The organism is Gluconobacter vitians, assembly GCF_015244565.1.
In the GTDB taxonomy this organism is placed as follows: Bacteria; Pseudomonadota; Alphaproteobacteria; order Acetobacterales; family Acetobacteraceae; genus Gluconobacter; species Gluconobacter vitians.
In genome coordinates, this window is record NZ_JABCQG010000001.1 from 169,945 (window position 1) to 190,890 (window position 20,946).

A 20,946-nucleotide genomic window follows, 5' to 3' on the forward strand; every position below is an offset into this window, starting at 1 on the left:
TTTTTTGCGTCTGCGCTCTTATTCGGAGGGCAGGGCGTAGGCGATGACGTAGTCGCCGCGGTTCTTGTCGACGCCGGAGCGGGTCAGGCCGCCTGCGGTGACGACGATGTACTGTTTGCCGGTCTTGTCGGACAGGTAGCTCATGGGAGCGGCCTGTGAGGCGACGGGGAGACGGGCTTTCCAGACGACTTCGCCGGTGTCGGTGTTGAGCGCGCGGACGTAGTTGTCGAGCGTGCCGGAGAAGAACACCAGGCCGGTATGGGTGGCCAGCGGGCCGCTCATGGTTGGCATGCCCAGCGGGATGGCGAGGCCGGGGACCATGCCGTGGATGGGCATGTCCTGAATGGTGCCGAGCGGCATGCTCCATTTGACCTTGCCGCTGCGCAGGTCGATGGCGTTCATCGTACCATAGGGCGGTTTTACGCAGGGGAGACCAGCGGGGGAGAAGAACATCGAGCGGACGACGCCCCAGGGGGTGCCTTTCTGTTCGGAATATTCGCCTTCCGAGCTGGGTTTGAAGCCGCTGCGGCGGGCTTCTTCCTGCTTCATGAACTTGCCCCACTGGGCCATGCGGATGTCGTTGACGAGCAGCGTTCCGGTGCTTTCGTCCACGGCGCCGCCGCCCCAGTTGATGCCGCCGTAATAGCCCGGATAGATGATGGTGGCCTGCTTCTCGTTGACGGGGGTGAACTCGCCTTCATAGCGGTAGGAGGCGAACTGGATGCGGCACAGGAGCTGATCGAAGATCGTGCCGCCCCACATGTCGCTGGGTTTCAGGCGCTCTGTTCCGATGGAGAGGGCGGAATAGGGCTGTTCGGGGGCGAGGTACTGGTGTTCCGGTGCGCCATCTTGGGGGACTTTGCGCATTTCCACGGGGACGATCGGGGTGCCGTCGCGGCGGTCGAGCACGAAGATCTGGCCACGCTTGGTCATGGCGATGATCGCCGGGCGGGTGCCGCCATGGCCGTCCGGGATGTCGTAGAGGATGGGCTGGGCGGTCGCATCGTAGTCCACGAGATCGTGGTTGGCGGTGCGGAAGTGCCAGCGTTCGTCGCCGGTCTTGGCGTCCACGGCGACGAAGGCGTCGTTGTATTCATCCGAAGCCTTGCTGCGGTCGCCGCCCCAGAAATCGGGGGTCTGGTTGCCGAGCGGGAAGAAGACGAGGTTGAGTTTCGGGTCGTAGCTGGCCGTGCCCCACATGTTGGGGGTTTCGGCGGGGTAGATCTCGCCTTCGGCCAGCGGTGTGGTGCCGCGATGCGGGTTGGTGGCGTCCCAGGCCCAGATTTGTGCGCCGGTGCGGACGTCATAGCCGCGGACGACGCCGGAGGGCTCGCCGGTGCGCTCGTTATCGGCGATGCGGCCGCCGACGACCACGATGTCACCGGCCACGAGGGGAGCAGCGGTCGGGTAGTAGGAGCCGGGAGCTGTCGGGCCGAGGCCGGTCAGGAGATTGACGTTGCCGTTCGTTCCGAAGTCCGTGCAGGCCTGGCCGGTGCGGGCGTCGATGGTGATGAGGCGGGCGTCGATCGTGGTGAGGACGATGCGCGAGGCGCAGGGCGCGTTGGCGTCCGTGGCCGTGCTGTCATGCCAGTAGCCGACGCCGCGGCAGCGCTGCCAGACTTTCGTCTGGGCGTGGGGGTCGAACTTCCACTTTTCCGTGCCGGTGTCCGGGTCGAGGGCCGAGACGATGTTGTGTGGCGAGCAGATATAGACCGTGTCGCCGATCTTGATGGGGGTGCCCTGGAATTCGGCGCCGTTCAGCGCCATGTCGCCGGTGCGGTAGGTCCAGGCGACGCGGAGCTTGCTGACATTGTCGCGGTTGATCTGTGTGAAGCTGGCGTAGCGCGTGCCAGACGCCGTGCGGCCATAGGCGGGCCAGTCATGGCCGGTCTGGTCGGGTTCGCTGGCGGAGGCGGTTTCCTGCGGGTGGGTGGTGTCCTGCGGGGCAATGCTCGGGTGGACCCGGAACATGCCGGCGAGGAAGGCTACGATGATGGCGCCGAGGGCGCTGGATGTGATGCTCATGACGGGACGGGTGAAGTAGCGCCGGCCGGGGCCGCTGAGCCAGGGTGTCATGAGGGTCGCGATCAGGGCGACGCACAGGAACACGATCAGACGGGAAAAGCTGGGCCAGAAGCTGATGCCAACCTCCCCGAGCGACCACAGGATCGTCGCGATCAGAAGGCCGAGGGCGATCCATGTCGAGAGGATGCTGCGACGGATCATGTAGAAGCTGCTGGCGGCGAGTGCGATGCCGGCGAGGGCATAGAACCATGAGCCGCCGAGGACGATAAGGCGTACACCTTCGATGATCAGGAAGGCGGCCATGAGGGCGCCGAGAAGTCCGATGATCATCGGAAGGATGCGGGGTGCGCTGTTCATTGGAGGGTGTCTCCACTGGTGGGAGACGCCAGACAGCTGCTGAAAGAAAGGCGAGGTGATCGGGTGTCCATCGTACTGGGATCCTTGGATCAGGATTGATCAGTGCGATGAATGGCATGTCTGCGCTTATGTGAAATATAACATTGATATGAGCGGAGATAACAGAACGGTAAACATAATGTCACAAGATGTATGTGATATGTTTTGTCGTTATGTGAGGGGCTGACCGGATGGCCGGATCCGGCGCCTGTGAGAGGCACCGGATCGCGGGGAGCGGATCAGAACTGGGCTGCGATCGTTCCGAAGAACTCGCGCGGGGCGGCGACGAACAGGTTGGCGTTGTCGTCACCGGCGACCGAGGCTGCGCCGTAAACGCCGCCGATATAGTTCTGGTTGTAGAGGTTGGAGATTCCGAAAGAGGTCTTGAGGCTCTGGGCGAAGCCGACCTTGCCGAAATCGTAGGCAACGTTGAGGTTTGACGTCCAGTAGGCCGGAATCTGCTCATCGTTGGTGTAGGTCATCTGACGTGCGCTTGTGTACGTCGTGTTGAAGTTGAAGGTTGCGTGGTGCCAGGTGTAGCTCACGTCAGCCTTGTACATGAACTTCGGGTAGTAGACCTGACGCTTGCCCTTGATGCTCACGTAACCGCCGTTATAGGGCAGGTGCGAGTCTTCATAGGTGGCATCGTTCCAGCTGAAGCTGTTGGTGATGGCCAGACCGGGCAGGGGGCGGAGCGTGCCGGCGACGTCTGCACCGTTCATGGTCTCACGACCCACATTCATGAACGAGCTGTAGGTGTTGCCCGTTGAGCCGCTCGTGATGGCGGCGAGGCGGTTGTAATAGTCGGTGTGGTAGAAATCCGCGCTTCCGGAGAAGAAATGGGAGTTGAAGCGGTAGCCGACGACGTAGTTCCAGGTCCGCTCGGGGCGCAGGGACTTTTTGTTCTCGTCAAAGACGGTCTGTGCGGGGTTGGAGGCGCTTCCGAGACCTGACCACGGAGAGCCGCTGGAGCTCTGGGCCGAATAGTCATAGGCGCGCATGTTTTCAGCAATGTCGAAATAGACTTCGTGCTGGTTGAGGAAGTGGTAGTCGAAGTTGAAATGCGGGAGGAAGGCGTTGGCAGCCGTCAGGTTCCCGGAGGCGGGGTGGCTGTAATACACGCCCCATTCGGACAGCGAGCTCGTGTTGTCGACGCTGGTGCCGCCGTGGGTGGTCTGCAGCAGGGACCGGAAGCCGGCTTCAACCGTCATACCCGGAATGATCTGGTAGGTGTCCTGCAGGTAGAACTGGAACGTATTGGTGTTGAAGGAGTCAGACCACCAGGTGGTGCCGTTCTTGAAGTCGGCGATGGAGGAATGCGGCGTGTTGACGCCGTCCTCATACATCATCATCGGGTAGTTGAAGCGGTCGTTCTCGTACCAGATGCCGGTCTTGATGTCGTTGTTATGGCCGGCATGGATGTCGAAGTTCTGGACGAAGCCCAGACGGCGGACGTCGGGATGGCCGGTTTCCATGGCCATCGGGACCTGTGAGCTCGGCGAGATCAGGAACGGGTTGGTTGCGCTGTAATCGCCGTTCGAGACATGCGCGTAGGCGATCGTCTTGGACGTGACGTTCGGGAAGAGCTGGAATTCACCCGTGATGGCCGATAGATAGTTTCTCTGGGTCTGGGTGCCGTCATAGGCGTAATCGCCGATTTCGTCATTGGAGAGCACGCCTTCGAGCCCGGCGGGGACGCCACCGTTCTGGGCGTAATAGGCGTACTGCTTGGCGAGCTCGTAATTGGGTTTCAGATAGGTCGTGTTGCGCCCCATCTTCTGCCACATGTTCTTGGTCAGGCCGAGATAGTTGTACTGCGCGAAGTTCGAGTAATCGAAGACGGCCGTGATCTTGCCGCGGTCACCGACGGGCTGGACCAGTTTGAAATTGGCCTGCTGTTCCTGCTGGTCGCCATAGCCCTTCCACAGGTCCTGAGCGGTGCGGGCATAGGCGGCGTAGAACTTCGTGCCGCTGGAGTTCAGCTTGCCGCTGTCCACCCGGCCATAGGTGCGGAAGCCGTTATAGCTGCCGAAGAGCTGGCTGATCTGGCCGCCTGCCTTGTCGGACGGGTCCGAAGACGTGAAGGTGATGGCGCCCCCAAGCGTCTGGGCCGAGGGGGTTTCCAGTGCGCCTGCGCCCTGGGACATGGTCAGGCTGGTGATGTTTTCCTGGATTTCCATCTGGTCGACGCCGAGGCCGTTCCAGTTATGGAAGCCCTGGCCGCCCATCGGGATGCCGTCGAGCGAGACGCCGAGCTGGGTCTGGTTGAAGCCGCGGACATAGAGGGTGTTGGCGACCGTATCGAGACCGAAAGCGTCATCGGAGGCGAAGTTCGCGCCCGGTGTCGTCAGGGCGAGAATCTGCATCGGGCTGGTGCCGGCGACGAAGTGGTCCATCGTTTCGCGCGACACGACCTCGACCGCACTGTGGGAGCCTCTGCGGCGCACATGAACGGTCATGGATTCGGAGCCGGATTTGACTTCCGTGTGCTTGCGGGGGGCAGGCGCGCGATGCGTCGGCGCCGTGGTGCGGGCGTGATTCGCGTGAGTCGCACGATGCGGATGCGTTTTATGCTCGGCGTGGTCGGTGGTTTCGGCATGGGCAGAGCTGATCAGAAGGCCGATCAACGCAACGCCGGATAACAGATTTCGTCCCAGGTCTGACTGCACGGGGTGGTCCTAATTTTCGTCGATGTAAATCCTGTCGGTCACGCTAGGTCATGAAAATGAAACAAAACAACATTTTTATTAGCAAATTTATGTATTTTTGTCGTTCTGTTTCATTAATACATCACTTCTTCGCGGAGACATTCGAATAATAAAGAGAGTATTTTTCAAGATAATTAATAATAGACAATCCGTATTCACGCGGAATGATTTTTATTTACGGAATTGTCAGTTTCTTTTTCGTGAAATAATTTTAACATATCTCGTAAAACCGGAAGTAATCCGGCACTGAGATCGTTATATTTTCGTATATGATTTCTTGGGGTCTCTTCGGAAAGCCGGATCGGGGCGCAGCGATTTTTGCTGGATGAAATCCGGGACCGGAAGAAGACTTGGCCCGGCGGAAAGCCGGGTCAGAAAAGGGTCGCGGGTGCTTTACCGGGGTGGGGTACCGGCAGCTGTCAGGGGCGAAACATCCTGAAAAATCAGAAGATTTCCTTGATGAGGTCGTTGCCGATGCTGAAGCCGGCGCCGGCTTCGACGGAACGGGCAAAGCCGGAATTGAGAATGTTCGAGACGAAGTTGTTGTCCGGGACGGACTGGACCGGCTGGACAGGAACCTGCTGCGTGGGCTGCTGATAGGTCGGCTGTGTGCCGTAGTCCTGCTGGGCGTTGGCGAGGGCGGCGTGGAGTTGTTGCAGGAGGTTCGTGACCTGCTGCTGTTCGGCCTGGAAGGCGAGGGCGAGTTCGCGCAGGTCGAGGGACCATTCGCGGGCCTGCATGTCGCCGGTCTGGGCGGCGGTCTGCATTTTGGAGCCGAGAGCCTGAAGTGCCTGTGCAGTCTGCTGGGCCTGCTGCTGGAGCTGGTTATAGGTCTGCTCGATCGTCTGGACGTCCATGACCGTTCTTCCTTCAAAGATACGCCGGTCTTGATACCCCCGGTATGCGAGTCTCTCCATCCCTTTCAGCAATAAAATGTCATAAAGATACGCAGGTGGAATGCTGTCTTTATGGAAGAGGGCAGGGAAGGCTCTTGCTGTCCGTGATGCGCTTTCCCATCTTGGCATGATGGCCAGAAAAGAATCCTCGTCCGTCCGTAATGCGACTGCAATGCCGATGACCCAGTTCCTGCCGGAGCGGCAGCCTGCGAAGGCGAAGACGCGCAAATTCGTTGTCAAATCGGATTACGATCCGGCGGGGGATCAACCGACGGCGATTTCCGAGCTGGTTCAGGGCGTTGAGGGCGGTGAGCGGGATCAGATCCTGCTGGGCGTTACGGGCTCGGGCAAGACGTTCAGCATGGCGAAGGTGATCGAGGCGACGCAGAAGCCGACGCTTATTCTTGCGCCGAACAAGACGCTGGCAGCGCAGCTTTACGGGGAGATGAAGCAGTTCTTCCCGGATAATGCGGTCGAATATTTCGTGTCCTACTACGATTACTACCAGCCGGAGGCCTATGTGCCACGGTCGGACACGTATATCGAGAAGGACAGCCAGATCAACGAGCAGATCGACCGGATGCGTCATGCGGCCACGCAGGCGCTGCTGGAGCGTAATGACGTGATCATCGTGGCGTCCGTGTCGTGTATTTACGGTATCGGATCGGTCGAGACGTATTCGAAGATGGTGGTGCGGCTTGAGGTTGGCGGGTCCATTGACCGGGACCGGCTGATCAAGGCGCTGGTGGAGTTGCAATACCGGCGCAACGATGCGGGCTTCGAGCGTGGGACGTTCCGGGTTCGGGGCGAGCAGATCGATATTTTCCCGGTGCAGAACGAGGACCGGGCCTGGCGGGTGTCGCTGTTTGGCGATGAGATCGACCAGATCGTGGAGTTCGATCCGCTGACGGGGAACAAGACGGCGGATCTGGCGGAAATCAGTGTCTATGCGAACTCGCATTATGTGACGCCGCGGCCGACGCTCAATCAGGCGATGATCGGGATCAAGAACGAGCTTCGGCAGCGTCTGGCGCAGTTTACCGAAGAGGGGAAGCTGCTGGAGGCGGAGCGTCTGTCGCAGCGGACCACGTTCGATCTGGAAATGATCGAGACGACCGGGGCGTGCAAGGGGATTGAGAACTATTCGCGCTATCTGTCCGGGCGTGGGCCGGGTGATCCGCCGCCGACTCTGTTTGAATATCTGCCGGAAGATGCGCTGCTGATCGTGGATGAAAGTCATGTCACGGTGCCGCAGATCGGCGGGATGGAGCGTGGGGACAGGGCGCGGAAAAGCGTGCTGTCGGATTACGGGTTCCGTCTGCCGTCCTGCATCGATAACCGTCCGCTGGCGTTCGGGGAATGGAATGCGTTCCGGCCGCAGTCGATCTTCGTCTCGGCGACGCCGGGCCCCTGGGAAATGGAGCAGACGGGCGGTGTGTTTGCCGAGCAGATCATCCGTCCGACGGGGCTGATTGATCCGGTGACGGATGTGCGGCCGGTGGAAGGGCAGGTCGATGATCTGCTGCATGAATGTCGCGAGGCGATCAGCAAGGGCGGGCGTGTTCTGGTCACGACGCTGACCAAGCGGATGGCCGAGGATCTGACGGATTATCTCGGGGAGGCGGGCGTCAAGGTCCGGTATCTGCATTCGGATGTGGATACGCTGGAGCGGATTGAGATCATCCGCGATCTGCGCCTTGGGGCGTTTGACGTGCTGGTGGGGATCAACCTGCTGCGTGAGGGGCTGGATATTCCGGAATGTTCGGTTGTGGCCATTCTTGATGCGGACAAGGAAGGGTTCCTGCGCTCCAGGACGTCGCTGATCCAGACGATCGGACGTGCGGCGCGTAACGTCGAAGGGCGTGTGCTGCTCTATGCCGACAAGGAAACGGACAGCCTGAAATACGCGATCGAGGAGACGGCGCGGCGTCGGGCGAAGCAGATGGAGTGGAATGCGGCCAACGGCATTACGCCGATGACGGTTCGCTCCCGGATCGGCGATGCGCTGTCCTCGGTGTTCGAGCAGGATTACGTAACGGTTGCGCCCGATGGGGCCGGGGATACGGAACAGTTCGTTGGCAAGTCCCTGCCGGCCACGATCCAGGATCTGGAGAAGCGGATGCGCGAGGCGGCCGCCAATCTGGACTTCGAGCAGGCGGCGCGGCTGCGTGACGAGGTCAAGCGGCTGGAGGCGATCGATATGGGACTGGAGCCGCCGCCGATCGGGTCTTCGACAGCAGGGCGTCCGGGGGCTCGGAAGGCTCCGAAGACGCCTGTGCCGCTTGGGCCGGGCGGGGGCGGGTATGATCCGGCGAAGAAGAAGCGTGGCCGGGGACGCTGATCCGGGGCATAAGCCCGGTTTTTCTGCTGCGCCTATTTTTCAGGACGGGTTTTTCATGATGTTTTCTTCGGGTGGTGTGCCCGAGATGGTGTTCGGGAGCTGCGCCCGTGACTGATGTTTCGCCTGACGTATCCGGGAGCATCACGCTTGTCGCGGGGGAGCAGCGGGTTGTTGTTCTGCCGAAGATCGGCGGGGCGCTTGGGAGCTGGCAGTATCGTGGGGAGGACGTGTTCCTGCCTGTGGCCAATCCGGCGCTGATGGCGCAGCGCGGAGTGGCCGTGGCGGCCTATCCGCTGGTTCCGTATTCCAACCGGATTGCGCAGGGGCGTTTTGTCTTTGAGGGCAAGGAATACCGGCTGGCTCCCAATATGGCGGGTGAGAGCAGCGTCATTCATGGCAATGGCTGGGAGCGGGAATGGACGGTGACGCACCGGACGGACAGTGATGTCGTGCTGGTGCTGGACCATATGTCTCAGCCTGATGATGTGCAGTGGCCGTTCGCCTATCGTGCCGAGCTGTCTTACGGGCTGAGGCCGGACGGGCTTGAGGTGCGGCTTGTGGTGGAGAACCGTGACGTGGGCAGGCAGCCGGTGGGGCTGGGGTTCCATCCGTTTCTTGCTGCAAAGGGAGCCGCGACGCTGGCTTTTGATGCGGCGGATGTCTGGCTGACGACGCCGGACTCCCTGCCAGCCCGGCAGGTGCCCTGTGAGGGTGAATGGGCGTTTGGGCAGCCTGTGGATGCGCATGCACGGGCGATCGACAACTGTTTCTCCGGGTTTGGCGGCCGGGCCGTGCTGATGAACGGGGATACAGGGCTGTCGGTGACTGTTGAGGCGGATCGGCTGTTCGGGCATGTGGTTGTGTTCACAGCGCCTGACAGTCCGTTCGTGGCGGTTGAGCCTGTGACGAATATGACCGATGCGATCAATCATCCTGAAATCGCGGACCGGGGTCTGCATGTGCTGGAGGCGGGTGCGCAGGTTGGTGGGTCCATGATGTTTCGGGTGGGGAAAGCCGATGGCTGAGAAGACGCCACTTTCACATTATCTGTCGCCGAAGGGGGCTGCGGTCATGCGGGCCGAACTTCGGGAGCTGGCGCAGAAGGAGCGGCCCCGGATTGTGGAGATCGTGTCCTGGGCGGCGAGTAATGGCGACCGTTCGGAGAATGCGGATTATCAGTACGGCAAGCGCCGGTTGCGGGAAATTGACCGGCGGATGCGGTTTCTGGGCAAGCGGCTAGAGAATGCAGTGATCGTTGATCCTGCGGCCCAGACGACGCGGGACCGTGTATTTTTTGGTGCGACCGTGACGTATGTGGACGAGGATGACGTCGAGCATACGGTGACGATCCTTGGTGTGGACGAGTCCGATCTGGCGCGAGGGGAGGTCAGTCTGGTCTCGCCTGTGGCGCGGGCGTTGATGCGGACGCGTGTCGGGGATGTGACGATGTTGCAGACGCCGCGTGGGCCGGTGGAGATTGAGATCCTGAAGATTGTTTATCCCGTGGCGGTGGCAGCGGACTGAGCGTTTATGAGAGCAGTGTGCAGGCGTGCTGCTGGAGGCCCATGTCAGGTGCTGGCGGACATGACAGGGAATTCCGCTTGGCAGGGATTTTGAAAAACCGGGTCATGCGGTTACAGAGAACTGGACCACTCCTCTTTCTCCCAGCCGGAGTTTTCCGATGTCCCGTTCTCTTCGCGTTGCTGTCCAGATGGATCCTCTGGAGTACGTCAATATTGATGGTGACTCCACGTTTGCGATGATGCTCGAGGCGCAGGCGCGCGGCTATGAGCTGTGGGTCTATCCGGTGACGACGCTGAGCCTTGTCGAGGGGCAGGGTAAGGGCGGACGTGTGCAGGCCCGGGCGCGGCGTGTCGAGGTGCGGCGCGAGCGGGGTAATCATGCGACGTTCGGTGAGGAGCAGGTGCTGGATCTAGGGCAGACGGATGTGATCCTGATGCGTCAGGACCCGCCGTTCGACATGGGCTACATCACGGCCACGCATATGCTGGAGCATGTGCATGGCGTGGGCGAGGGGCGGTCGCTGGTGGTGAATGACCCGGTTGCGGTGCGCAATGCGCCGGAGAAGCTGCTGGTGACGCATTTTCCGCATTTGATGCCGCCGACGCTCGTGACCTGGGATACGCGCGAAATCCTGGCGTTCCGCGAGAAGTATCAGGACATCATCGTCAAGCCGCTATACGGCAACGGCGGATCGGGGATTTTCCGGATCAAGCCGGATGATGAAAATTTGGGCGCGTTACTTGAGATGCATTTCGCACGTTCGCGTGAGCCGCTTATGATCCAGCGTTATGAACCGGCCGTGCGTCAGGGCGACAAGCGCATCATTCTGGTGGATGGCGAGGCGATCGGCGCGATCAACCGCGTTCCGGCGACGGGTGAGGCGCGGTCGAACATGCATGTCGGCGGTCGGGCCATGAGTGTGGAGCTGACGCCGCGAGATAAGGAAATCTGTGAGTCGATCGGGCCCTATCTGCGCGATCATGGGCTGATTTTCACGGGGATCGATGTGATTGGAGACTGGCTGACGGAAATCAATGTGACGTCGCCGACTGGCTTGCAGGAACTGGATCGTTTCGACGGCATCAATAGCGCCGGACTGATCTGGGATGCGATCGAGCGGCGTGTTCTGATCTGAGTTTGGATCTGTGAAAGAACGACGTTTGATTAAACGCTTACCCTCTTGATCAACATTGCTGGACGGGCCGAGGAAAGCTGTACAGACCGGGTGCTTCAGAATTAGTCGTCTTTGGGACGAAGGGAATAATTTAAAGGCTCTACAGGTTCGGTTGAGGCGTTGTCAGAAACAGGTGGCTTGTCTTTTCCAAAACGGTTGTCAAACCATGCTGCGATTTGCCCTCGAAAGTAGAGACTGTAAAGCATCACCCAAATGACAAGGGTGATTGAAGCTAGCAAATAGATCAGCACGGCTGTCCTCCTTGGCTGTTTCCAGACATGGTCTTGAAACGTCATGCGCACAGCATCTCTTGCCAGATGCATATCCGGGAGGGCAAGAAGGTGCCAATTGAACATGTTCCGGACAGCTCTGACCCATGAGGGCCAGGCGGACAAAGAAGGTCGCATATCATCATGTCCTCAACCCTTTCCCCGCGTTCGGCACTGGACGCGGAAGCCGTCAAGACGGCTTATCGTCGCTGGGCCCGCGTTTATGATACTGTTTTTGGCGGTATTTCGGGGTACGGACGCAAGAGAGCAGTGGCTGCGGTCAACGCCCTGCCGGGAGAGAGGGTCCTGGAAGTTGGTGTCGGAACGGGCCTCGCCCTGCCATCCTACAACCATGACAAGCGCATTACGGGAATCGATCTGTCCGAGGACATGCTGGAGCGTGCCCGGATGCGGGTGCTTCAGGAGCATCTGACGAATGTAGACGATCTGCTGGAAATGGATGCGGAAGCCACGACGTTTGAAGATGACAGCTTCGATATTGCTGTTGCGATGTTCGTTGCGTCTGTCGTGCCGCATCCGGACCGGCTGCTGGCCGAGCTGAAGCGGGTTGTGAAGCCGGGTGGGCATATTCTGTTCGTCAACCACTTCCTGGCGACGGGCGGGCTGCGCCTTTCAGTCGAGCGGGGCATGGCCCGTGCATCGCGTTCGCTGGGCTGGCATCCGGATTTTGCCATTGAGTCGCTTCTGCCGCCGGAAGACCTGCGCCGCGCCACATTGACGCCGGTTCCGCCCGCGGGGCTGTTTACACTCGTGACATTGCCGCAATGCGAGAGTAAAAGCGACGCAGCAGCCCTGGTCGCCTGATCGGCGTTTGGTTCCGGACACGTGTCGGCGCCGAGTATTCCGACGCTCGCTGCGGTATTCCTAGTTCAGGGACCGACTACGCGATCATGACTTATCAGGCCGTCGATACTGCCCCAGCCCGTTCCAGCCGCCGAGTCGGAACGTCTTTTATTCTGCTGGCACTGTTTGCCGGCTTGCTGGGCGGATCGCTGGCTCTGCCATTCCTTCAGACACATCCCACGAGCGGGCAGGCCTTCTGCCACGGTATTCTCATGACGTTCTTCGTCATGTGCCCTGCTGCGCTTGGTGGCTTTGGCCAGTGGCTTCTGCCGTCTGCGCTGGGGACGGACCGGACGGTTCTGCGCGGGCTGACGATGGCCGGGTTCGGGTTTCTGTCGGCTGGTGTGGTTCTGCTTCCGGTTCTGCCGTTTGTGGCGCTGCTGCTGTGGTCGGTTGGAATTCTGGCTGTTGCGATCGATGTGATTACGACCTGCCTTGAGGGTCGCGTCTGCCGTTTCCGCGACATGTCGCCGCTGGCCTGGTCGCTTCTGGCGACGGCGAGCAGCGTTGTTCTGGTGGCGCCGGTTCTGGCGGCTGTTGTGACGCGCGGCATGTTGGACGGGATCACGACGGATGCGCTGATCGAGACGCTGCATCTTCCGGAAATGGCGCTGATGCTGACCCCGGCTCTGGGACTGGTGGCGTCTGCGCTGCTGTCGCGTTCCGCTGTTGCGGGTGCTTCCCGGACGGTGGCGCCTTATGTGTTCGGCGTGATGGGCATTGGCGGGCCGCTTTTGTGGATGGATGGGCTTTACGGGGCGCTGCCGTCGGGCATGACGTCGAGCCTTGTTCTCGTGACGCAGATTGTGCCGTCGGTTGTGCTGATTGGGGCGCTGTGTCGGGATGTCTGGCAGCAGAAGCGGGATCTGGATGGAGCTGCGCTCTGGGCGATCGGCAGCATTCTGCTCTTTACGGCCGGGTGGCTGTCGGACTGGCTTCCGGGGCATTCGGGCGATCATACGGCGGTGGCGTTTGGTGGCATCATGGCGCTGTGCGGCGGGTTCTATGCCTGGGTCGAGATGCTTCTCCCCGGACGGATCCCTGCGATGATGAGCCGAGGGCATGCCTGCCTGATGCTGGCAGGGGCGTTCTGCTCCGTCGTGCCGGGCGTCATGATCTATGGTGAAATTCTTATGGGGATCAGCCTGCTGGCCTTTGGTCTGCTGGGGCTGTTCCTGTTGAGGGAGACTGGGCGTGCCCGGGTCTCGGCATGAGTGATACGGCGACACCTTTAGCCCCTTCGGGGGTTTTTTCCGTTCCGGGGAAGGATGGTGATCCGTCCCTGCGTGAATGGCTGGCGCTGCTTAAGCCGCGCGTGATTTCGCTGGTGGTGTTTACGGGTGCTGCGGGCATGGCCGTCGCGCCGCGCTGGCCGTCCATTCCCATCGGGCTGATTACCATTCTGTGCATCTGCATCGGGGCGGGCGCCGCGGGTGCGATCAACATGTGGTATGACCGCGACATTGACGCGATCATGAAGCGGACGGTTGTGCGGCCCATTCCCGACGGTCGGATGCCGGAGCAGGCGGCGCTGGTTTATGGCGTTGTACTGTCGGTTCTGTCGGTGGTTGTGCTGTGGCTGGCGACGAATGCGCTGGCGGCTGGCATTCTGGCGTTCTCGATCTTTTTCTACAGCGTGATCTACACGATGTGGCTCAAGCGGAGCACGCCGCAGAACATCGTGATTGGTGGGGCTGCGGGCGCGTTTCCGCCGATGATCGGCTGGGCTGCGACCATGAATTCCATGGCTGTGCTGCCGGTGGCGATGTTTGCGATCGTCTTTCTGTGGACGCCGCCGCATTTCTGGTCGCTGTCGCTTTATGCGTGCAAGGATTACGGCAAAGCGGGCATTCCGATGCTCCCGGTCGTGAAGGGTGCGCGGCATACGCGGTGGCAGATCCTGATCTACACGTTTATTCTTACGGCCGTTTCGCTGGTGCCGAGCTTCGTGCATGAAGTCGGGCTGACCTATACGGTTGTGACCAGTCTGCTGGATCTGGGCTTTATTCTCTGTGCGTTCCGGGTGCTGATGGACAAACAGGATGCAGAAGGTGTGAGCCTGACGAAGGACAAGCCGGCGCGGTTCGCGTTCCGGTATTCGCTGGCCTATCTGTTCCTGCTGTTCTGTGGACTGCTGGTTGACCGGGTTCTGATCGGATGAACATGACCACTGATATTGATCTTGCCCGCAAGCGGCGGCTGAGCCGGATTACAGGGATTGTAGGCGGTGTGGTGCTGCTGGCTGTGATCTTCTACGTGATTACGCTGACGCGGCTGTAAGGGCCGGCGTTCAGCTTCTTATTCAGGCAATAAAAAAGGCCCGGGGTTGTCCCGGGCCTTTTCTGTTTCTAGGGCTTTTCAGCCGGCCTGCTGGATGGCGGAGAGGATCCAGTTGCCGCGGCCGTCAGCACGGACGAAGGTCCAGAGTTCGGTCACGGTGACGGGCTCGGTGGAGCTGCCATCAATGACGTTGCCCATGGAGTCCGTGGTGACGTCCGTCATGGAGTAGCGCATGGCGACCGTGGCGTAGGTCAGGTTGCCTTCACGCCAGGCTTCGGAGAGGTCTCCGCGCTGGAACTGGACGTTGGAGACGATGTTCCGGGCGCCGCGGCTCGCCAGATCGGAAAGCTGGGCGTTGAAATAGCCCGTCATTTCCGGCGTGGCCATGCTGGCGAGGGCGCGCATGTTCTGTGCGCTCCAGGCCGCCTGGATGTCGAGCAGGAGCCGCTGGAAGCTCATGTAGTCGTCATTGGTCAGCGTCACGGGTGCGCTGCCGCCTGCGTTGCCGAAAGGGGGTGCGCCTGCGGAGGAGGGCATTCCCATCGGGCTCCGCTGGCCACGGTTACCGAACATGCGCAGGACGAAGGCGATCAGGCCGCCGATAATCAGGACCTGCAGCAGGAAGCCGAAGAACGACGTGCCGCCGGTCATGCCGCCCATGAAGCCGTGACCGCTTAGCAGACCAAACAGACCTGCGCCTAGGAAGCCGCCTGCAAAGCCGCTCATGAACGGATGGCGGACCGGGTAGGACGGTCTGTAAGCCGGGGCGCCGAAGCCGGGCATCGGGCGCGGGCTGGCATAGCCCGGCGAGCCGTAACCGGGCGGCATGCGCGGTGTGGCGGACTGATCCATCGGGCGGGCCCAGCCGGGCGTGATGGAGGTGCGTGGCGGGGCACTCCAGGTGTGGGAGCCGCGGCTTCCGATGGAGCTGCCGCCGCCCGGGCGCGCATCCGCTGTTCCCAGCGCGCCTAGGCTGACAGCGCAGAGAAGGGCGAGGGCGGTCGTAGAAAGTCGGAATTTACGCATCAAAGTCCTGCAATGTTCATGCCGTCGATCCGGATACTCGGCGCATTAACGCTCTGCCGGAACATTAGATCACTGCCCGGAATCATGCGGGCAAACATGTCTTTCAGGTTGCCCGCGACCGTGAGTTCGGCAACGGGTTCGGCAATCTCGCCGTTGCGGATCATGAAGCCCGAAGCACCACGGCTGTAATCGCCGGTCAGCATGTTGACCGAAGAGCCCATGAGTTCGGTGATCAGGATGCCTTCACTGATATCGGAACGCAGGGCTTCGGCGGAAAGGGGGCCGGGGGCGAGGTGAAGGTTTGTCACACTTGGCGAGGGCGGAGAGGCGATGCCACGGCTGGCACGGCCGTTGGTCGGCATGTTGAGCTGGCGGCCGCTGCGGGAGTCGAGCAGCCAGGTCTGGAGCACGCCATCCACGATCAGGTCCAGCGGCAGGGCGGCACAGCCTTCGGCGTCGAAGGGGCGGGAGGCTGCTCCCCGGATGCGGCGCGGATCGTCATGGACGGTCAGGCCGGCGGAGAGGATCTGCTTGCCGAGGCTATCCTTGAGGAAGGATGTGCCGCGGGCGATGGCGGCACCGTTGATCGCGCCGACCAGATGGCCGAGCAGGGTGCTGGAGACGCGCGGGTCGTAGATGACGCTGTAGGTGCCGGTGCGGGGGCGGCCGGGATTGATGCGGGCCAGAACGCGCTCGGCGGCTTCGCGACCGATGACGGTCGGGTTTTCGAGGTCTTCGAGATGCACGGCGCTGCGATAGGCGTAGTCGCGCTGCATCGTGGCACCTTCGCCGGCGAGGACGCTGGCGCTGGTGGAATGTCCGGTGCGGCTGTAGGCGCCAAAGAAGCCTGCGGAGGTCCCAAGCATGACCGAGGTGCGGCCGTGACCGGCGGAGGCGCCGTTGGTGTTGGTGATGCCTTCAAAGGACAGGGCGGTGTCCTCGGCTTCGCGGGCGCGGGCGAGGAGGTCGTCCATGCTCGGGGCGGAGCTGCATTCGAGGTCCAGCCCGGCGGCGTCGAAACGGCCCTGAAGGGCGGCTTCGGCGAGGCCGGCATACTGGTCTTCGGGGACCACGAGGGCCATGGCGCAGGCCTGTTCGGCCAGACGGTCGAATTCGGCTTCGTTCAGAACGCTTGTCGAAACCGTGGCTGCCCGTTTGCCGCGGAAGACGCGCAGGCCGAGGGCGACGCTCTCGGAGCGCTCGATGCCTTCGGGGACGCCCTTGCGGACGAGCGCGGATTCGGACTCGTCGCGGACGAGGATGGCGTCCGCGTGATCTGCGCCGTGGCGGCGGGCTGCGGCGAGGAGGGCTTCGACGGGCGTGGTGGTGGTCATGCGGCGAGCCTTGCTGTGATGTCCTCGAGCGAGGGCATATTGCCCACGGGGCCGATGGCGGTGAAAGTCGGCGTGCCGGAGAAAATGGTGCGGGCGACGCGCAGGATGTCGGCTTCCGTCACGGCGTCGATCTTGCCGACCGTCTCGGCCGTGGGGACGGGGCGGTTATGGACCTGGATCTGGCGGGCGAGCTGTTCGCAGCGGCTGCCGGTGCTTTCCAGGGACATGAGGAGCGAGGATTTGAGCTGGGCGCGGGCGCGGGACAGCTCTTCCGCGCTCAGGCCGTCCTGCAGGCGCTTGAGTTCGTCGATCATGACGGGGACGAGCTCGGCAGTTTGTTCCTCGCCCGTGCCGGCATAGAGGCCGAACAGGCCGCTGTCGCTGAAGGGGGAGGCGAAGGAATAGACGCTGTAGACCAGACCCCGGCGCTCGCGGATTTCCTGGAACAGGCGCGAGGACATGCCGCCGCCGAGCAGCGTCGAGAGGATCATGACCGCGTAGTGGTCGGGGTGCATGTAGCTGACCGACGGGAAGCCCATGACAAGGTGGGCCTGATCCAGTTCTCGGGTCGTACGCAGTTCGCCACCTTCATACGCGGCTGCGCGGGGGCGGGGCGTCTGATGGGTGGGGAGGTCGCGGAAGTGGTCTTTCACCAGATCAACGACCTGCTGGTGATGCAGGTTTCCGGCGGCGGCGATCGTGATGTTGTGGGTCGTGTAGTGCTCGCGCATGTAGGACATGAGCGTGTCGCGCGTCATGTTCGAGACGAGTTCTTCCGAGCCCAGTGTGGGGCGGCCCATAGGCTGTTCGGGGAAGGCGCGTTCCTGGAACTGGTCGAAGATGATGTCGTCCGGGGTATCGTTGGCCTGACCGATTTCCTGAAGGATCACGCCGCGTTCGCGCTCGATTTCGGCGTCCAGAAACGTGCTGTGGGTCAGGATGTCGCCGATGATGTCCACGCCGAGTGCGAGGTCGTTCTTCAGCAGTTTGACGTAATAGGCTGTGGTTTCGCGGGCGGTGTAGGCGTTGATGTAGCCGCCGACATTCTCGATCTCCTCGGCGATGCGGGAGGCGGAGCGGCGCTCGGTGCCCTTGAAGGCCATGTGTTCGAGGAAGTGGGAGACGCCGTTATTGTCGGCGGTCTCGTCGCGCGTGCCGATGGAGACATAGGCTCCGAAGGAGACGGTTTCGACGCGGTCCATCCGTTCGGTGATGATGGTCAGGCCGTTATCGAGTCTGGTGACTTCAATCGTATCGGGCATGAGGTTCCGTATTGTCGAAGAAAGGCAGGCTCCCCGGCCGGGGAGCCTGTGTTGGACGATCAGCCGCGCTTGATATGGGCGCGGACGGCGTCCTGAAGGCCGGCAATCTGGCTGTCCATGCACTCGTAGCGCTCGGTGCGCTCGAACAGGTCGGACAGGTGCGGCGGGAGTTTGGGGTGGATGCCGGTGGCGGCGATGACAGCATCCGGGAATTTGGCCGGGTGGGCCGTGGCGGCCGCGACCATGGGGATGCCGGGTTCCTGGAAACGCTTGCCGACGGCGAGGCCGATCGCGCTGTGCGGGTCCGCGAGATAGAGGCTCTCATTGTAGAACAGGCGCATGGCTTCGCTGGTCTGTTCGTCGGTGAGGGTCATGCCCTCAAACACCTCTTTCATGCGGGTCCAGGCATCGTGCGGGACGGCCATGCGGCCGGTTTCACGGAACTCGCGCATGATGGCGGCGCAGCGGGTGGAGTTGCGGTCCAGCAGTTCGAACAGCAGGCGCTCGAAGTTGGATGAGACCTGGATGTCCATCGAGGGCGACAGGCTGGGTTCGACCGTCCGCACGCTCATGTCGTTGTCGATGACGAAACGGGTGAGGATGTCGTTGCGGTTGGAGCCGATGCAGAGCTTCTTGATGGGCAGGCCCATCTGCTTGGCGGCCCAGGCGGCGAGGACATTGCCGAAATTGCCGGTCGGGACCGAGAAGGAGACTTCGCGGTCCGGCGCGCCGAGGGCGAGGGCCGCGCGGACGTAATACGGGATCTGGGCGGCAATGCGGGCCCAGTTGATCGAATTGACGGCCGAGAGCGAGACTTCGTCACGGAAGGTGTGGTCGGCGAACATCGCCTTGACCAGATCCTGACAGGTGTCGAAATCGCCTTCGACGGCGATGTTGAGGATGTTGTCGTCCTGAACGGTCGTCATCTGGCGGCGCTGGACGTCAGACGTGCGGCCCCTGGGGTGCAGGATGACGACGGAGAGGCGTTCGCGGCCGCGGCAGGCCTCGATGGCGGCCGAGCCGGTGTCGCCGGAGGTGGCGCCGACGATCGTGACATGGCGGTTGCGTTGGGTCAGGACGTGGTCGAACAGGCGGCCGAGCATCTGCATCGCCATGTCCTTGAAGGCGAGCGTCGGGCCGTGGAACAGTTCGAGGGAGTACAGATCCTGCTCGACCTCGACCAGCGGAACGACGGCCGCGTGATCGAAATCCGCATAGGCGTCACGGGTCATGTCGCGCAGGGTGTCGACGTCGATCGAGCCTTCGGTGAAGAGGGCGATGACTTCGGCGGCGAGGTCCGGATAGGAGAGCGTGCGCCACTCGCGCAGGGTCTGCGGGCTGATCTTGGGCCAGCTCTCCGGCATGTAGAGACCGCCATCTCCCGCAAGACCTGCGAGAAGGATGTCAGAGAAGTTCGGGGCGTCGGCGGTCAGCTCGCCGCGGGTCGATCGGTAGCGCATGGGAAAATTTATATCATGTCCTGTCAGGGCAAGGCGATGCGAAGAATGTGCGTTGCGTTATCTTCCGTGACCAGAACGGCCATCTGATGGCCTTCGGGGATGGAAGGTGCGCCCGCGTGAAAGAGACGCGGGTCCTTGAGGATCCGCAGGGGGATGCGGTCGCTGCCGAATTTCAGGATGCTGCCGACGGTGATGTCGGACAGGTAGAATGTGTCATCCGGGGTCAGGGCCGCGCCGCCGAGGCTCGGGGTCGTGCGCCATTCCGTAATGCCGTCGAGCTGTTCGACCGGGGTGAAGTCCGTGTCGGTCAGCAGGGCCGTGTCGATGCGGGACATGGGGCCGCAGGCGGGCTGGTAGAAGAGCCACTGGCCTTTGGCATCCAGCATCAGGAAGCGGACATTGCCACCGGCCATCGGGCGCCCGTCCGGCCCCATCTGGGGTTGCCCGGCGCGCAGGAGCGGGTGGCGGCCGGTCAGGGACGGATCGAAGGGCAGGAAGCGGGTGGCCTTGCCGGTCTGAAGATTGGCAACGACGAGAGCGGGTTTGCCTTCGTCAGCCAGATAGGCATGGGTATCGTGGACCTGCAGAGCGACCAGATTGCTGCCGGTAATGGCGGCACCGGTGAGTGGTGTGCGGGATTGGACTGAACCGTCCATCGACATGCGGATCAGAGTAGGCTGATCGCCAGCCGTGAGGCCCCATAACGTGTCTCCCGAGAGCGTCAGGGTAACGAGACGCTCGGTCGGAAGGTTGGGACCGGGGAGGGGGGATGTTGTATTAGTGTCGGTGATCCGGACGGGGTGCCCGTCAGTGTCGAGGGCGAAAAAGGTTCCGTTCGGGCCGGCAAGCAGTGTCGAGGGCTGAAGAGCGGGGAGGGCTGCGTCAGCCGTGATGGAGGCGGGAACGGGCGCGTCCTGCCAGGGATGATCCGCTCTGGCGGGGGTGACTGTGAAAGCCAGTGCCGCCAGGCCTGCGGTGGCGGCGACATGCAGAAGACGGGTTCTCATGCCACTGACATTGCCCCGCCAGTCGTGTTTGGCAAGTCAGAAGTGGACCGGAAGCGCCAATCTCTCAGCTCGGAGATTTGGTTTTTGGCTCGCTCATGCCGGCCTCGGCGGTCAGGCGTTCGGCAGGACGGGGAGCAGGTTTGGGATTTGAGAGCCAGGGCGAGAGTTCATGCTCGACCGGAAAAAGGACGGCGGCGTGCATGAGAAGAGCAGCTTCGATGGTCAGGCACTCGATTGACCAGCGATTATCGGGCATGCGGGAGATATAATGACCGGAAGCAGTCCGCCGGACTTCGATGGGGAACGTACGGGTCGTCATTCCCTGTCGGACCGTCGCGTACACCAGACCCGGAACCGGGCCGGTTCTCTGTTCAAGATGC

At 61.9% G+C, this 20,946-nt stretch carries 16 protein-coding genes; 7 read left to right on the forward strand and 9 right to left on the reverse strand.

The features are described from left to right. Positions 1 to 18 precede the first annotated feature (18 nt). The 3 genes from HKD24_RS00885 to HKD24_RS00895 all read right to left on the reverse strand — a co-directional run bounded on the left by HKD24_RS00885 (position 19) and on the right by HKD24_RS00895 (position 5,986). Positions 19 to 2,382 carry a glucose/quinate/shikimate family membrane-bound PQQ-dependent dehydrogenase gene (locus HKD24_RS00885; protein ID WP_194258592.1) on the reverse strand — a complete coding sequence of 788 codons (2,364 nt, stop codon included), beginning with the start codon at positions 2,380 to 2,382 and terminating at the stop codon, positions 19 to 21. Positions 2,383 to 2,660: 278 nt separating this feature from the next. Then, on the reverse strand, positions 2,661 to 4,880 hold the full coding sequence (locus HKD24_RS00890; protein WP_228124094.1) for a TonB-dependent receptor family protein: 2,220 nt from the start codon (positions 4,878 to 4,880) through the stop codon (positions 2,661 to 2,663). Between the two features lie 692 nt (positions 4,881 to 5,572). Further along, positions 5,573 to 5,986: a hypothetical protein gene (locus HKD24_RS00895; RefSeq protein ID WP_194258593.1), complete on the reverse strand. Its 414-nt coding sequence runs from the start codon at positions 5,984 to 5,986 to the stop codon at positions 5,573 to 5,575. Positions 5,987 to 6,155: 169 nt separating this feature from the next. On the opposite strand from HKD24_RS00895, the gene uvrB reads away from it, so the two are divergent. From uvrB to HKD24_RS00930, 7 genes are all read left to right on the forward strand, one after another. Next, on the forward strand, positions 6,156 to 8,366 hold the full coding sequence (gene uvrB, locus HKD24_RS00900; protein ID WP_322783263.1) for an excinuclease ABC subunit UvrB: 2,211 nt from the start codon (positions 6,156 to 6,158) through the stop codon (positions 8,364 to 8,366). A gap of 107 nt (positions 8,367 to 8,473) precedes the next feature. After that, complete coding sequence (locus HKD24_RS00905; RefSeq protein ID WP_322783259.1) at positions 8,474 to 9,391, forward strand: aldose 1-epimerase; 918 nt, start codon at positions 8,474 to 8,476, stop codon at positions 9,389 to 9,391. After that, on the forward strand, positions 9,384 to 9,890 hold the full coding sequence (greB, locus tag HKD24_RS00910) for a transcription elongation factor GreB (protein ID WP_194258594.1): 507 nt from the start codon (positions 9,384 to 9,386) through the stop codon (positions 9,888 to 9,890). The genes HKD24_RS00905 and greB overlap by 8 nt, the downstream gene beginning before the upstream one ends. 157 nt (positions 9,891 to 10,047) lie before the next feature. Then, on the forward strand, positions 10,048 to 11,025 hold the full coding sequence (gene gshB, locus HKD24_RS00915; RefSeq protein ID WP_194258595.1) for a glutathione synthase: 978 nt from the start codon (positions 10,048 to 10,050) through the stop codon (positions 11,023 to 11,025). A gap of 452 nt (positions 11,026 to 11,477) precedes the next feature. Beyond that, the gene (locus HKD24_RS00920) at positions 11,478 to 12,158 is read left to right on the forward strand and encodes a class I SAM-dependent methyltransferase (protein ID WP_062507553.1); all 681 of its coding nucleotides are present in this window, start codon (positions 11,478 to 11,480) and stop codon (positions 12,156 to 12,158) included. 86 nt (positions 12,159 to 12,244) lie between these two features. Further along, on the forward strand, positions 12,245 to 13,411 hold the full coding sequence (locus HKD24_RS00925) for a cbb3-type cytochrome c oxidase subunit I (RefSeq protein WP_194258596.1): 1,167 nt from the start codon (positions 12,245 to 12,247) through the stop codon (positions 13,409 to 13,411). Next, positions 13,408 to 14,358 (forward strand): heme o synthase, encoded by a 951-nt coding sequence (locus HKD24_RS00930; RefSeq protein ID WP_041112112.1) that lies wholly within the window; start codon positions 13,408 to 13,410, stop codon positions 14,356 to 14,358. Before HKD24_RS00925 ends, HKD24_RS00930 begins: the two co-directional genes overlap by 4 nt. Positions 14,359 to 14,555: 197 nt before the next feature. On the opposite strand, the gene HKD24_RS00935 is transcribed toward HKD24_RS00930, so the two are convergent. The 6 genes from HKD24_RS00935 to HKD24_RS00960 form a co-directional block, all read right to left on the reverse strand. Continuing rightward, complete coding sequence (locus HKD24_RS00935) at positions 14,556 to 15,503, reverse strand: Tim44 domain-containing protein (RefSeq protein ID WP_194258597.1); 948 nt, start codon at positions 15,501 to 15,503, stop codon at positions 14,556 to 14,558. Beyond that, entirely contained in the window at positions 15,503 to 16,837 is a 1,335-nt protein-coding gene (locus HKD24_RS00940; RefSeq protein WP_194258598.1) for a TldD/PmbA family protein, read from the reverse strand. The genes HKD24_RS00935 and HKD24_RS00940 overlap by 1 nt, the downstream gene beginning before the upstream one ends. Next, positions 16,834 to 18,099, reverse strand: coding sequence for a M16 family metallopeptidase (locus tag HKD24_RS00945; protein ID WP_194258599.1), 1,266 nt, complete (start codon positions 18,097 to 18,099; stop codon positions 16,834 to 16,836). The genes HKD24_RS00940 and HKD24_RS00945 overlap by 4 nt, the downstream gene beginning before the upstream one ends. Before the next feature lie 59 nt (positions 18,100 to 18,158). Beyond that, positions 18,159 to 19,559 (reverse strand): threonine synthase, encoded by a 1,401-nt coding sequence (thrC, locus tag HKD24_RS00950; RefSeq protein ID WP_194258600.1) that lies wholly within the window; start codon positions 19,557 to 19,559, stop codon positions 18,159 to 18,161. Positions 19,560 to 19,582: 23 nt separating this feature from the next. Next, a complete protein-coding gene (locus tag HKD24_RS00955) occupies positions 19,583 to 20,566 on the reverse strand; it encodes a hypothetical protein (RefSeq protein WP_194258601.1) in 984 nt (327 codons plus the stop codon). A gap of 64 nt (positions 20,567 to 20,630) precedes the next feature. Beyond that, positions 20,631 to 20,885, reverse strand: coding sequence for a hypothetical protein (locus tag HKD24_RS00960; protein ID WP_228124076.1), 255 nt, complete (start codon positions 20,883 to 20,885; stop codon positions 20,631 to 20,633). Positions 20,886 to 20,946: the final 61 nt, after the last annotated feature.

Bases quoted from the DNA above. Each gene is read 5' to 3' on its own strand.
- uvrB (WP_322783263.1), top strand. From the start codon at position 6,156: ATGGCCAGAAAAGAATCCTCGTCCGTCCGTAATGCGACTGCAATGCCG.
- HKD24_RS00955 (WP_194258601.1), bottom strand. From the start codon at position 20,566: ATGAGAACCCGTCTTCTGCATGTCGCCGCCACCGCAGGCCTGGCGGCA.
- HKD24_RS00890 (WP_228124094.1), bottom strand. From the start codon at position 4,880: ATGACCGTTCATGTGCGCCGCAGAGGCTCCCACAGTGCGGTCGAGGTC.
- HKD24_RS00945 (WP_194258599.1), bottom strand. From the start codon at position 18,099: ATGCCCGATACGATTGAAGTCACCAGACTCGATAACGGCCTGACCATC.
- HKD24_RS00930 (WP_041112112.1), top strand. From the start codon at position 13,408: ATGAGTGATACGGCGACACCTTTAGCCCCTTCGGGGGTTTTTTCCGTT.
- HKD24_RS00920 (WP_062507553.1), top strand. From the start codon at position 11,478: ATGTCCTCAACCCTTTCCCCGCGTTCGGCACTGGACGCGGAAGCCGTC.
- HKD24_RS00940 (WP_194258598.1), bottom strand. From the start codon at position 16,837: ATGACCACCACCACGCCCGTCGAAGCCCTCCTCGCCGCAGCCCGCCGC.
- HKD24_RS00895 (WP_194258593.1), bottom strand. From the start codon at position 5,986: ATGGACGTCCAGACGATCGAGCAGACCTATAACCAGCTCCAGCAGCAG.
- HKD24_RS00925 (WP_194258596.1), top strand. From the start codon at position 12,245: ATGACTTATCAGGCCGTCGATACTGCCCCAGCCCGTTCCAGCCGCCGA.
- HKD24_RS00885 (WP_194258592.1), bottom strand. From the start codon at position 2,382: ATGAACAGCGCACCCCGCATCCTTCCGATGATCATCGGACTTCTCGGC.
- thrC (WP_194258600.1), bottom strand. From the start codon at position 19,559: ATGCGCTACCGATCGACCCGCGGCGAGCTGACCGCCGACGCCCCGAAC.
- HKD24_RS00935 (WP_194258597.1), bottom strand. From the start codon at position 15,503: ATGCGTAAATTCCGACTTTCTACGACCGCCCTCGCCCTTCTCTGCGCT.
- greB (WP_194258594.1), top strand. From the start codon at position 9,384: ATGGCTGAGAAGACGCCACTTTCACATTATCTGTCGCCGAAGGGGGCT.
- HKD24_RS00960 (WP_228124076.1), bottom strand. From the start codon at position 20,885: ATGACGACCCGTACGTTCCCCATCGAAGTCCGGCGGACTGCTTCCGGT.
- gshB (WP_194258595.1), top strand. From the start codon at position 10,048: ATGTCCCGTTCTCTTCGCGTTGCTGTCCAGATGGATCCTCTGGAGTAC.